At 34.8% G+C, this 13,143-nt stretch carries 11 protein-coding genes and 2 pseudogenes; 5 read left to right on the top strand and 8 right to left on the bottom strand.

The window, feature by feature from the left end:
- Nucleotides 1-199 (bottom strand): annotated as a pseudogene (locus ACTHPI_RS09250) (Cof-type HAD-IIB family hydrolase); the annotation flags it as partial.
- Here ACTHPI_RS09250 and ACTHPI_RS09255 point away from each other — a divergent pair.
- The 3 genes and pseudogenes from ACTHPI_RS09255 to ACTHPI_RS09265 all read left to right on the top strand — a co-directional run.
- Nucleotides 194-700: pseudogene (locus tag ACTHPI_RS09255) on the top strand (NAD-dependent epimerase/dehydratase family protein); the annotation flags it as partial. The pseudogenes ACTHPI_RS09250 and ACTHPI_RS09255 overlap by 6 nt on opposite strands.
- A 141-nt stretch (nt 701-841) precedes the next feature.
- Nucleotides 842-1,006, top strand: a complete 165-nt coding sequence (locus ACTHPI_RS09260; protein ID WP_445353848.1) for a hypothetical protein — start codon at nt 842-844, stop codon at nt 1,004-1,006.
- 245 nt (nt 1,007-1,251) lie between these two features.
- Nucleotides 1,252-2,910 (top strand): phosphoenolpyruvate carboxykinase (ATP), encoded by a 1,659-nt coding sequence (locus tag ACTHPI_RS09265; RefSeq protein ID WP_445353849.1) that lies wholly within the window; start codon nt 1,252-1,254, stop codon nt 2,908-2,910.
- 70 nt (nt 2,911-2,980) lie between these two features.
- On the opposite strand, the gene ACTHPI_RS09270 is transcribed toward ACTHPI_RS09265, so the two are convergent.
- Both ACTHPI_RS09270 and adhE read right to left on the bottom strand, forming a co-directional pair.
- A complete protein-coding gene (locus ACTHPI_RS09270) occupies nt 2,981-3,775 on the bottom strand; it encodes a Cof-type HAD-IIB family hydrolase (RefSeq protein WP_445353850.1) in 795 nt (264 codons plus the stop codon).
- Nucleotides 3,776-3,889: 114 nt separating this feature from the next.
- Nucleotides 3,890-6,502, bottom strand: coding sequence for a bifunctional acetaldehyde-CoA/alcohol dehydrogenase (gene adhE, locus ACTHPI_RS09275; RefSeq protein ID WP_445353851.1), 2,613 nt, complete (start codon nt 6,500-6,502; stop codon nt 3,890-3,892).
- Nucleotides 6,503-6,837: 335 nt separating this feature from the next.
- On the opposite strand from adhE, the gene ACTHPI_RS09280 reads away from it, so the two are divergent.
- Nucleotides 6,838-8,211: an amino acid permease gene (locus tag ACTHPI_RS09280; RefSeq protein WP_445353852.1), complete on the top strand. Its 1,374-nt coding sequence runs from the start codon at nt 6,838-6,840 to the stop codon at nt 8,209-8,211.
- Nucleotides 8,212-8,246: 35 nt separating this feature from the next.
- Here the strand turns inward: ACTHPI_RS09280 and ACTHPI_RS09285 are convergent, their stop codons facing one another.
- On the bottom strand, nt 8,247-8,696 hold the full coding sequence (locus tag ACTHPI_RS09285) for a DapH/DapD/GlmU-related protein (protein ID WP_445353853.1): 450 nt from the start codon (nt 8,694-8,696) through the stop codon (nt 8,247-8,249).
- Nucleotides 8,697-8,806: 110 nt separating this feature from the next.
- On the opposite strand from ACTHPI_RS09285, the gene ACTHPI_RS09290 reads away from it, so the two are divergent.
- Complete coding sequence (locus tag ACTHPI_RS09290) at nt 8,807-9,688, top strand: LysR family transcriptional regulator (protein ID WP_445353854.1); 882 nt, start codon at nt 8,807-8,809, stop codon at nt 9,686-9,688.
- A gap of 34 nt (nt 9,689-9,722) precedes the next feature.
- Here ACTHPI_RS09290 and ACTHPI_RS09295 read toward each other — a convergent pair whose 3' ends face one another.
- Genes ACTHPI_RS09295 through ACTHPI_RS09310 form a run of 4 tightly spaced genes read right to left on the bottom strand, consistent with a single transcriptional unit; the run spans nt 9,723 to nt 12,886 of the window.
- Nucleotides 9,723-10,091 (bottom strand): DUF956 family protein, encoded by a 369-nt coding sequence (locus ACTHPI_RS09295; protein ID WP_445353855.1) that lies wholly within the window; start codon nt 10,089-10,091, stop codon nt 9,723-9,725.
- 6 nt (nt 10,092-10,097) lie between these two features.
- Nucleotides 10,098-11,018: a PTS system mannose/fructose/sorbose family transporter subunit IID gene (locus ACTHPI_RS09300; protein ID WP_445353856.1), complete on the bottom strand. Its 921-nt coding sequence runs from the start codon at nt 11,016-11,018 to the stop codon at nt 10,098-10,100.
- Nucleotides 11,019-11,045: 27 nt separating this feature from the next.
- On the bottom strand, nt 11,046-11,852 hold the full coding sequence (locus ACTHPI_RS09305) for a PTS mannose/fructose/sorbose transporter subunit IIC (RefSeq protein ID WP_445353857.1): 807 nt from the start codon (nt 11,850-11,852) through the stop codon (nt 11,046-11,048).
- Between the two features lie 23 nt (nt 11,853-11,875).
- Complete coding sequence (locus tag ACTHPI_RS09310) at nt 11,876-12,886, bottom strand: PTS sugar transporter subunit IIB (protein WP_445353858.1); 1,011 nt, start codon at nt 12,884-12,886, stop codon at nt 11,876-11,878.
- Nucleotides 12,887-13,143 lie beyond the last annotated feature (257 nt).

Here is a 13,143-nt window from a genome sequence, read left to right on the forward strand (position 1 = left end):
AATCAAAAGCAATAATTTTCATAATTTCTTCTGGAGTATCTAAGAGTTTCTCAAAACTATCAATCATTGTCATATTCATGATTGATTTATTAGCTGCAGAAATTGCGACTGCTTGTTTAAAAGTCATGCCAGGGTTTAAATCTACCATTAGGTGAGCAATATTAGAAATTCGAGCATTAATATTTTCTGAATAACAATTGCACTGCGCTACTTCAATGTAGCAGGAGCTTCAAGTGATGGCACAATCGGTGAAGACCACGGTCCTGAAACTCACCTGATCCCTAATATTTTAAAGAGTGCTATTGCAGGAGATGGAAACTTTACCATCTTTGGTGATGATTATGATACTAAAGACGGTACTAATGTCCGCGATTATGTTCAAGTAGAAGACTTGATCGATGCCCACATTTTGGCACTTAAGCATGTTATGAAAACTAACAAATCTGATGTCTTTAACTTAGGGACTGCACAAGGGTATTCTAATTTAGAAATCTTGGAAGCTGCTAAGAAAGTTACTGGCATCGACATCCCTTATACAATGGGACCACGCCGCGGAGGCGACCCTGACAGCTTAGTAGCAGATTCAACTAAAGCACGTGAAGTTTTAGGCTGGAAGCCAAAGCATGAAAATGTCGATGATGTTATCGAGACTGCCTGGAAGTGGCACAAGAGCCATCCAAAGGGCTATGAAGACAAGTAATTATTACAAAAACACTGCAAGTTGCAGTGTTTTTTACTTAAAAATATAATAATTTGCATATAAGACCTAATTCTTTGAATCTTTTGATAAAAGCGAATACACTAATGATTGTAAAGAGATTTCGAATCGAGGTGTTTTCCGATGGCTATGTCAACAAGTAACAAAGAAGATGTCATCAAATCTGCAAGAGAAATGATGCACCGTAATCGTGATAATGGTTATATTTTGGAAGCTTTGCAAGATAAATATGGCACAGAGTTTTCTGATGATGAATTAAAGAAATTCATCGCTGAAGCAAGCAAGTAAAATATATTTTAATCTATTGCTTATTCTTAACACTTATCATACTTCAAATCCAATAACTAAAAAAATATCTTTGGCAAATTTTGTCAAAGATATTTTTTCTTCTAGTTCCTAGTTTTATCACATTTAAAAAAAGCTAAAATATATATTTTCAAATTTGTGTGTTCATTCACAAATAAGTGTGGTACTATAGTGTATGTAAACAAATGTAAACGCTTACGAATATTCTAGAGAGGAATAATCTTAAAATGAGTACAAAAGAACGTTATTCAAAAGATGAACTTAGAAAAGCAAATCCTATGTTTAGTCGGGTTCGCGCAACTATTGAAAGTGCTTTTTATGGCAACAACGTACACGAAGTTAAGAGCGTTGCAGAAGCATACGAACTTGCAAAAAAGCAACCTGGTGTTATTGTTACTGATTTGCCAATTTTACATACTAAAGAATTAGGCTTACCAAAAGATGCAAAGCAACTTGTTTACAACCACGGTAAAATTTTAGGTAGAACTGCTAGTGCACGTCACTTTGTCGATGATCCAAAAGAAGATGCTGAAGCTCTTGCAGGTAACCTACGCGAAGATATTTACGCCGGTCATAATCAAAAATTTTTAAAGGCAACTGTTTTAGTTGGTCTTGATCCAACTTTCACTGTTAAAGCTCACGTAATGATGCCAGAAGATCAAGCATTTAACTTACTTTCTTACATTTTAAACTTCCACTTCTTTGATGATGAAGCTGAAAAAATGTACAAGAAATCAAAGGCTTACAATGAACCAGATATTTACTTCTACTTTGATCCAAATACTCAAGACCCAGAATTTCCAAAGGGCTTAGGTGTCTTTGATGCACCACATAACTGTGCTGCTGTCTTTAACCTTCGTTATTTTGGTGAACTCAAGAAAGGTACTTTAACTTTGGCTTGGGCAATTGCTCACCGTCATGGTTATACTGCTTGTCACGGTGGTGAAAAATCATTCCACTTTGATGATAAAGATGATAAAGTATTTGCCTTTTACGGATTATCTGGTTCTGGTAAATCAACCTTAACCCATGAAATGTACGATGGTAAATATGACATTACTGTTTTACACGATGACGCATTTATTATTTCACGTGAAGATGGTTCTTCTGTAGCACTTGAGCCTTCATATTTTGACAAGACCCACGACTATCCAGCAGGTCACCATGAAACTAAGTACTACACTACAATTATGAACTGTGATGTTACTCAAGATGAAGATGGTAAGAAGGTAATCGTTACTGAAGACCTCAGAAACAACAACGGTCGTGTTATTAAGACTCGTTACACCAGTCCTCACCGAGTAGACTTTGAAAAGTCTCCAATTACAGCTTTATTCTGGATTATGAAAGATGGTTCACTTCCACCACTTCTTAGAATTGATGACCCAGTTTTAGCAACTACTATGGGTTGTACTCTTGCAACTAAGCGTACTAGTGCTGAAAACTTACCAAAAGGCTTTGACATGAATACTTTGGTAATTGAACCATTTGCAGACCCATTCCGTGCCTATCCTGTAAGTGGTGATTACCGCGACTTCAAAGAATTATTTACAAAGCGTGGTGCTCAATGTTACATCTTAAACACTGATGCATTCATGGACAAAGATATTCCTAAGGAAGTTACTAAGAAGATTGTTGAAGACTTAGCTAATGGCACCATCAAAGATAGCGACTGGAAACAATTTGGCAATTTCAAGGGTGTTCAATACTTACCAATTGATGGTTATGAAGTACACCTTGAAGACCCAGAATACCAAAAGACCTTAGCAAGAAGAATGCAAGATCGTTTGGACTGGCTCAATAAGTATGATGAAGAACATCCAGAAACTCCAATCCAAGAAGAAGCTAAAAAGACCTTGGAAGACATTATCAAGGAATTAAGTTAATATTTAAAATTAGTAAGATCCATAATAAAAATCATCAGACTATTTTTTCAATCTGATGATTTTTTGTTTACTAATTTAATTCATTTAAAATTTTTGCAATTCCATCATGGTCATTATCTAAAGTTACAGTAGAAAACTTTCTCTTTAAATCTTTAGGTGCATTCCCCATTAACACTGGATGTCCTACTACATTAAGCATATCTTCATCATTAAAGTTATCTCCGAATGCCCAAGCATCTCTAAGAGAAATATCAAATTCTTGACAAATTGCCTTAACTCCCTCACCTTTATTGACGCCCTTGAGCATTATTTCCAATAAATGTGGAGCTGACTTTACAAAATAAAGCTTAGGATACTTTTGTATTAATTCATCTTGAATAACTGCTAACTCTTCAGCTTTTCCCATTACTAGAATCTTATGCACGCCTTTTAAATTTTTCAACTCACTTAGATTGCTTTCAAGCGGCTGAACTTGTACAGTTTCAGATTCAGCTTTAACTAAAGGATTATTCTTATCATTAACAAACCAATCATATCCTGAATAAACATTCCAAACACAATTACTTTGTTTTTGATCAATATAATTGCAAATTTCAACTGCAATAGCAGTTTTCATAAATTTAGAAATCAAGACTTGCCCTACTTCATCAACTACAAGTGCTCCGCCTAAACTAACCATTGGCAATATTGTTGCAACAGAATCTGTTGCTGTTTTTATTGCTTTAATATTTCTTGCTGAAACTGGTATAAATGGATTTCCCTTAATAATTTGTCTACGAATTGCATCTCTAGTCTCTTTTGAAACAATCAAATTTGAATTAAGCAAAGTCCCATCAATATCTGAAAAAATCAATCGTCTTGTCATAATTATCACCACCTTTATTGTAACAAACCTAAAAAATAGCCGCATCCCCATAGAGATACGGCTATTTTCATAAGATATATTCAAAATTTGCGATTTATTTCCTGGGAAATTATTTTATATTTTTCCCTCGTAGCAATCATTCATTAAGCTTTCAATCTGACTAATAAGCGGTGCAACCGGGTTGGTCACTGTGTTTTGATCACCGTAAGCTTCAACAGCAAGGTCATTAACTTTCTTATCAAACTCGCTCTTATCAACACCATACTCTTTAAATGCAAGTTTAATATCAACCGAATGAGCTAAATCAATAATCTTTTGTACTAATTTTTCAACTAACTCATGATCATTTTTACCAGTTAAACCAAGCGCACGAGCAATATTAGCATAGTCACTTTCTGCACGATAAACAGAATAATGAGGCCACATAGCAAGCTTTTCAGGACGTTTTGAGTTAAAGCGGATAACTTGAGGAAGAGCAATTGCATCACTAACACCACTTGGAATATCAAAAGTTGAACCTACAGTGTGGGCAATTGAGTGGCCTAAACCAAGAAAGGCATTTGAATAAGCCATTCCAGCAATAGTAGCTGCATCATGCATTCGTTTTCTAGCTTCCATATCACCGTCATAAGAAGGTTTCAAGTTTTCAAAAATTGTTTTAATAGCTTCAAGTGACCAGCCACGAGTAAAGTCTGTTGCCATTGTTGAAACATAACTCTCAATTGCATGTCCTAGTGCTTCAAAGCCAGACCAAGCAATCAAACGCTTAGGCAAATTTTCAACGAATTGATCATCAACTATGGAAACATCTGGATTTAATGCATAATCACATAAAGTGTGTTTAATTCCAGTTTTAGCATCTTTAATAATAGCAATCGGAGAAACTTCAGAACCAGTTCCAGAAGTAGTTGGAATACATACCAACTTTACATCATTAGTCTTTGGGAAGCGAACCACACGTTTTCTAATATCTAAGAACTTTTGATAAGCTTCTTCAAAACTCATCTCAGGATTTTCATAGAATAAACGCATTGCTTTGGCTGCATCCATTACAGAACCACCGCCAATTGCTACGATAACATCTGGTTTAAAGATCTCCATTCTATGAACACCATCTTTAATAACATCAGTTGATGGATCAAGTGTAACAGCTTTAAACACTTCGTATTCTTTTGTACCACGACGCTTAGAAATTATATCAGTAATTTCGTCAGCAAATCCTTGATCTGCTACACCTTCATCAGTAACGATGAAGAAACGGTGTGCATCTGGCATATGACGTAAATAGTTAGCTGCATTATGTTCAAAATAAGTCTTAGCCGGCACCTTTACCCATTGCATATTATCACGGCGCATTGCTACAGTCTTAATATTAAGCAAATCCATAGCTCCAATATTATGTGAGAATGTATTTGCTCCATAAGAACCAGTTCCCAAAGTTAATGATGGAAGCATATTGTTATAAAGGTCACCAATACCACCAAGTGCAGCAGGAGAATTTACCAAAATGCGGCAGGCATCCATTTTCATTGCAAATTTTTTAATAATTTCATTATCACTTGAATGAATACCTGCAGTGTGACCACGACCGCCGTAATTAAGAAGGTCAGTACAAATCTTAAACGCATCATCATGATTTTTAGCACGATAAAGAGTAAAGACTGGTGACAATTTTTCAGCTGATAATGGAAAATCACGCCCAACACCCTTATATTCTGCCACAATCACTTTAGTATCTCGTGGAACATCAACTCCGCAAAGCTTTGCAATATCATATGCACTTTTACCTGCTACTGGTCCTGCCACAGTACCGCGACGAGGATCAATAAAATGCTCTTCAAATTTCTTAATTTCATCTTTATTCAAGAAATAGCAGTTCCACTTTTTAAACTCTTCCTTTACTTTGTCATAAATTGAATCATCAACTACAACAGAGTTTTCTGAAGCACAAACCATTCCATTATCAAAAGTCTTAGATAATACAATATCATAAACAGCACGGTCGATATTGGCACTTTTTTCAATGTAAGAAGGACCATTACCAGGACCGACACCAATTGCAGGTTTACCAGATGAATAAGCTGCTTTTACCATTCCTGGACCACCAGTTGCTAAAATTGTTTGAACTCCAGGATTAGTCATCAAGTCATTAGTTGCAGTTAAACTTGGTTCTTCAATCCATTGAATTGCATCCTTTGGTGCACCTGCAGCAACAGCTGCTTTTTGTAAAATTTTCCCCGTTTCAACACAACACTTTTGAGCTTGAGGGTGAAAGCCAAAAATAATTGTATTTCTTGTCTTAAGAGCTAGCATTGTTTTAAAAATGACTGTAGAGGTTGGATTCGTTACAGGAGTAACACCAGCGATAACACCTTTGGGTTCAGCAATTTTTACTAAACCTTGTTCTTTATCTTCTTCAATAATACCTACTGTTTTTTCATGACGAAGTGAGTTCCAAATATTTTCACTAGCATACATGTTCTTAGTAGTTTTATCCTCTAAAACGCCACGACCAGTTTCTTCTACTGCCATCTTTGCTAAAGGATATGCATTTTGTTCACCTGCAGTCGCAATTGCTTCACAAATCTTATCAACTTGTTCTTGAGTAAAGTTTGCCATTTTATCTAAAGCAACATGTGATTTTTTCACCAAGTTGTCAACCATATCATAAATTTGTTGATTTTTCTGTTCTTCTGTTAAAGTTTGCTTTTGTTCTTTTTTAGCCATTCTCTATTACCTCTAAGACTAACTAGTTATTGTGAACTTCTTTACAATCTTTACTATAGCACTTAATAAAAAAATGTAAATGCTTAAATCCTTTAAAAAGCAACTGCACAAGCACAACTACTAGGAGCTAATGTTTATCATTCCAATATTGTAAGCGCTATTATTTATATTTGTTTGTGAATTAACAAACTTTTCGTAAGTAAAGTTATTTCATATTTCAGAATACTTAGGAATTATTAAGATTTTTAGAATTTCTTAAAAAATCAATCTAAATATAGCAGCTTTTTTAAGTAATGGTAAAATACTATTAAACATAATTTTATGGGAGCGATTGAATGACAAAAAAGGATTCACAGAATAATACTGGATATAAGCGTACTTTAAGTAATGCTCATATTCAGCTAATCGCCTTGGGCGGAACAATCGGTACAGGATTATTTCTTGGTGTAGGTGACAGTATCCACCAGGCAGGTCCTAGCGTTATTCTAATTTATATCATTGTAGGTCTTTTCCTATTCCTATTGATGCGTGCATTAGGCGAACTTATTATGTCTGATTTAAACAAGCACACATATATTGATTTTATTGAAAAATATTTAGGAAAAAATATCGGTTTTATTACTGGTTACTTATATTGGTTAAGTTGGATTACTTTAGGTATGGCTGAAACTACAGCATTAGGAATTTATTTTCAATATTGGTTTCCTAACCTAAAGCCGTGGATCCCAGGACTGATTACAATTATTGTTTTATTGATTATTAATCTTATTTCCGCAAAAGTTTTTGGAAACTTAGAATTTAGTTTTGCAATTATTAAAATCGTAACAATTGTAGCTTTTGTTCTTTTAATTGGCTATTTATTGATAACTGGTGGTAAAACTACATTTGGTCCAATCACTTTTGAAAATCTTTCTGATAATGGTGGCTTCTTTGCCCGTGGTAGCAAGGGATTTTTCCAAGGATTCCAAATGGTTATCTTTAGTTTTATTGGTGTTGAATTAGTAGGGTTAACAGCAGCTGAAGCAAAAAATCCAAAAGTTACTTTAAAAAATGCTATCAATGAATTGCCGGTTAGAATCATTTTATTTTATGTTTTAGCAATTTTAGCAATTTTGCTTGTTATTCCTTGGTCTAAAATTTCTACAAATTCAAGTCCATTTGTGCAAGCATTAGGTGCAACTGGAATTCGCAATGCTAGTTCTATTATTAATTTTGTAGTTATTTCTGCAGCTGTTTCTTCTACAAATAGTTTTTTATATAGTGCAGGTAGATTGCTATTTTCCGTTACTTATGATGGAAAAGGAACATGGAACCAAACCTTTGGTCACTTATCACATAGACAATTGCCACAAAATGGTTTGATTTTATCTGCAATTTTAATGGGACTTGCACCGTTAATCACTTTAATTATTGGAGATCAAGCATTTAACTTTATTTCATCAACTTCAACTAGTATGTTTCTTATTATTTGGTGCTTGATGACTTTAACTCATATGGCCTATCGCCGAAAAACTCCAGAAGATCAATTGAGCGATTATAAAATGCCAGGATTTCCATATCTAGATTATTTAATTTTAGCATTCTTTATTTTAATGATAATCTTACTTTTAGTATTGCCAAGTCACCGAATTCCGATGATTGCCGCAATGATTATCTTTATTGTGCTTTATACAATTAGTAAAATTTGGGATAAAGAAAAAAATATGTAAAAAAATAAAGCTTGTAGTTCACACAAGCTTTATTTTTATTTGTTAAAAAACACATTATCCTTTACAGATTGTTTTACTACACTTCCTGGGGCAATTTTTGCATCCCTCCCAATTACTACTCCTGGATAAATGATACTGCCAGAACCAATTTTGGCACCTTTTTTAATTATAATTTTTTCAGTATACAATGTAGGATCTGCACTTAAGATTTGCACTCCACTTCCAATCTGAACATTATCATCTATTTCAATTTCACCTTCATCGACTAACATAACATTTGAATTTATAAAAACATTCTTACCAATCTTAATATTTCTGCCAAAATCAGTATAAAAAGGCAGACGAATTTCAGTTGAAGATGGTACTTTTTTACCAATGATTTCTCCAACTAATTGATTAATCTCACATTTGCAATGACGCTCTGTATTTAAATTTTGTAGTAAGCGCTGATTTTGGGCAATTAATTGCTGATGTATGTCTTTCATTTTATTATTCTCTCTTCTTTATTATTTCTAGAATTAAGTTTAAAATGTAAAACATACAATGTAAAAAACTTATTAATTATGTTAAAGGATAACTAAAATTTATAGCAATCATGGAAATTAGAGTATTAAATTATTTTTTAGCAACTGCCCAAGAATTGAATATGACGAGAGCTGCGGAAAAGTTGCTTGTTTCTCAACCAGCACTTTCAAGACAAATTGCAGATTTAGAAGATGAGCTTGGGGTTAAACTTTTTGAAAGGCATCCTCGCCAATTAACGCTTACTCCAGCTGGTCAATATCTACAAGAGCAAGCTCGTGAAATTATTAACTTATCTAATAAAACTAAAGAAAATTTACGTTCTTCAGCAGTTATCAGTGGCGATTTAACAATTGGAGCTGGTGAAAGTGCTGGTATGCAAAGAATTATGAATATTGTCAGCAATATCATTAAAGATTACCCTACAGTCAAACTTCATCTCTTTAGTGGAGATTATACTATTACTGAAAAGCGTTTAAATCATGGCACATTGGATTTTGCTGTAATAATGGGTGACTTGCCGGTAACTAATTATGAATCTTTAAAACTCCCTGAAAAAGACGTCTGGGGAGCTTTAATAGCTAATGATGATCCTTTAAAAGACAAAGACTTTGTTACAGCTAAGGATTTAATTAATCGACCAATATTAACTTCTGCTCAAGCCAAAGATAGAAATTTATTTCAAAATTGGTTTGGTAACTATTACAAGGATATTAATATTATTGGTGACTATAACTTAATTTATAATGCTTCACTAATGGTAAAGAATCATGCCGCAACAGTTATAACTTTCGACAAGTTAGTAGATGTTTCTAAAAACTCTGGACTCCTTTTTAAGCCACTAAAACCTGCAATGACATCACCAATTACTATAATTTGGAAACACGAAACTCCACTTTCACCAGTAGCTCAACTTTTTATTGATAGGATTCGCGCATCTATATCTGAAGATTAAAAAACCTTCCTGAAAATTCAGGAAGGTTTTTATTTTATTTTTTATGATGAGTAAAACGTTGTTTTAATCCTTGCCAAAGACTAAGTGAGCGTCTCATATGATCAGATGGAATATATTTATTAATTGCATGAAGAGTCTGTTTAGGATCTCTTGCTGCAAATATAAAGTTTCCGTTTTTCTTAGTTCGAATCTCAAATCGAGGAATATATTTTCCACCAAATTTAACATCCGCTACCACATATGTGACCTCATCCCATGGAATTTGAACAAAATCACCAATGTTTTTCTCATTATAAAATTCAAATGCTTTATCGCCAATCATAATTTTTCCATAAGATGGAACTCCTCTAAACCAAGTTCCATTTTTAGTTAGATCGACTTTTGTATTAATTGACTTAACCATTTTTGATTAAAGAATGTGCCATACGTGGAAGAGAACACCAACTACGAAAATACCAATAATAATCCAAATTGGTGAAACTTTCTTCTTTAATAACCACATACATAGGAAGGTAAGAAGAAGACCTGCTAAACCTGGAATTAATTGATTCAAGTTATCTTGCAAAGTAGTAGTCTTAGTCTTAGTTAAAGACATACCGTCTCCTTTGTTCCATTGAAGAAGGGCTTGTTGAATACCTTCAGCACCCTTTGGCAATTTATCCCATTCAATGTAACCACCCTTTTGAATAGGAGTTTGAGAAACAATAGGTGTGAACTTGATGTTTACCCAACGTTCAATTAAGGCACCTAAAACGAACATACCCATCATTGAAGCACCACGGGTTACTTTTTGGAGAAGACCACCTGACATATCGCTAGTAATAGCAGAACCTGCTTTATAGCCAAATTCTTGAGTATACCATAAGAATGCAAGTCTAATAATGTTCCATAATACAAAGAACAAGATTGGGCCAAGTACATTACCTGTTAAGGCCATTGAAGCACCTAAAGCACCCAAAATTGGACGTACAGTGTACCAGAAGACTGGGTCACCAACACCAGCTAAAGGTCCCATCATACCAACTTTAACACCTTGAATTGCTTCATCTTCAACATCTGCTCCATTAGCTTTATCTTCTTCTAAGGCTAAAGTAACACCAAGAACAGGTGAAGCTAAGTATGGGTGAGTGTTAAAGAATACTAATTGTCTTTGTAAAGCTTTAGACATATCGTCTTTATTTGGATAAAGCTTTCTCAATGCAGGGATTAATGAATAAGCAAACCCACCGTTCTGCATTCTTTCATAGTTCCAAGAACCTTGAAGGAATTGTGAGTGCCACATAACATTGAAGCGGTCGGCTTTTGTTAATTTTAATTTTTTATCAGCCATTATAAAAATCCTCCTCTATTGGTCTTTTTAATAGTCGTCAATAATATCGCCAAGTGGATCACCAGTTCCAGCATCACCTGAGTTTGAACCGCCTTTACCACCTTTGGCTTCAAGTGCTAAGTACATCAAAGCCATTGAAAGACCGATAGCACCAAGAGCAATTAAAGTTAAGTCCTTAACTGCAGCTAAAGCAAAACCAATAGCGAAGAATGGCCATACTTCTTTTGAGGCCATCATGTTAATAACCATTGCATAACCTACGGCTACAACCATGGCACCACCAATAGTCATACCTTCGTTTAACCATTGTGGCATCATTGCAAGCCAGCCTTTAACAACACTTGAAGGAATAGCTAATAACAATGCAGCTGGAATAGCAATTCTTAAACCTTGAAGACAAACTGCAATCCATTGCCACAAGTTAATCATACGCCAATTACCCTTCTTAGCTTCTGCGTCCATAATGTGAACAATAGCAGTAGAAATAGTACGTACAATCATAGTCAAGAACAAACCAGCAACAGCAAGTGGAATTGCAATACCAGTAGCAGTACCGATACCCTTTGTTCCTTGACCACCTTCAATTAAAATAATAGCTGAAGCAACAGATGCTAAGGCTGCATCAGGTGCTACGGCAGCTCCAATGTTTGCCCAACCCATGGCAATCATTTGAAGAGAACCGCCAAGCATTACTCCTAAGTCCAAGTGTCCTGTTACTAAACCAATCAATGTACATGCAACTAATGGTTGGTGGAATTGCCATTCATCCAAGATACCTTCAGTACCAGCAAGAAATGCAACACCCACTACCAAAATCATTTGTATAGCGTTCATTTAATTACTCCTAATTAATTTTATTATTTCTTTTGTTCATTAAGTAAAGTTTGTGCTTTATTCAAAATAGCATCCATGTTACCAGGATTATCTGAAGGAACTTTTCTTACATCAAACTTAACGCCCATCTTTTCGAGTTCACGGAATGTATCAACATCTTTTTGATTCATTGATAATACATTATTAGCGTTAACATCACCTTCAGAATATGACATTGATCCTACATTGATTTCCTTAATATCAACGCCGGCCTTGATAGCACGAAGCACATCTTCAGGATTTTCAAATAAAAGAAGTGCGTGAGTATTACCAAAACGTGGATCTTTAGCAATTTCTTCCATCTTCTTAAGTGGAACCGTGTGAGCTTTAACACCTGCTGGAGCTGCCTCACGAATCATACTCTTACGCAAGTCGTCTTTTGCTACACTATCTGAAACTACAATTACACGATCTGGCTTCATTGCTGGAATCCAACCAGTAGCAACTTGACCATGAAGTAAACGTGAATCAATTCTAGCCAAAACATACTTAATGTGACCGTCACCGATAACAGTACCTTCTGGAATAGATTTCTTAGATGCTGAAGAATCACCTGCAGTAGCTGCTGGTGCAGCTTCTGTTTGAGGCATTAACTCAGATGGTTTTGTTTTAATTCCATCTTTTGCAGGTTCAATTACAGCAGTAGCTATATCACGAGCAGTTGCATTAGCATTCATCATTCTTTCAGTCAATGCTTGAACTACCATAGGTAAGTTTAATCCACTTACAATTGCCCATTTATCTGCATGTTTTTCAAGAAGTCCATTAGCTTGATTGAAAGGTGTGCCTCCCCATAAGTCTACCAAAAACAACACTTCATCTTGGCTATCAAATGAAGCAATTGCTTTTTCCATTTTGCCACGAATATCATCTGGACCCTCACTTGGTTTCAAGATGACATGAGCAAAATTATCTTGTTCACCGAATAGCATTTGTGCTGATTGTGCAATACCATCGGCAAAACCACCATGGCTGGCTAAAACAATTCCTACCATGTTATTTCCTCCTCTAGATCAAAAAATGAATCCGCTATTATTGTACTATAAAATCCATAAATTTGATAGCGTTTTCTGAAAAATAACGAAAAAGTGAGCAAAGTTTTTTAAAAAAACTAAAAATCATACTATTGGCATAGTTTTCTACTCTAGCAGCATTATGACACAGTGTCACTATAAATAGTATATATGAATTTTTATATTTTGTACAGTACTTTCTGAATAGCATGTGAAATTAACAACAAAAAAGAGAGGAC

The sequence above is a fragment of the Lactobacillus sp. PSON genome, assembly GCF_052615405.1.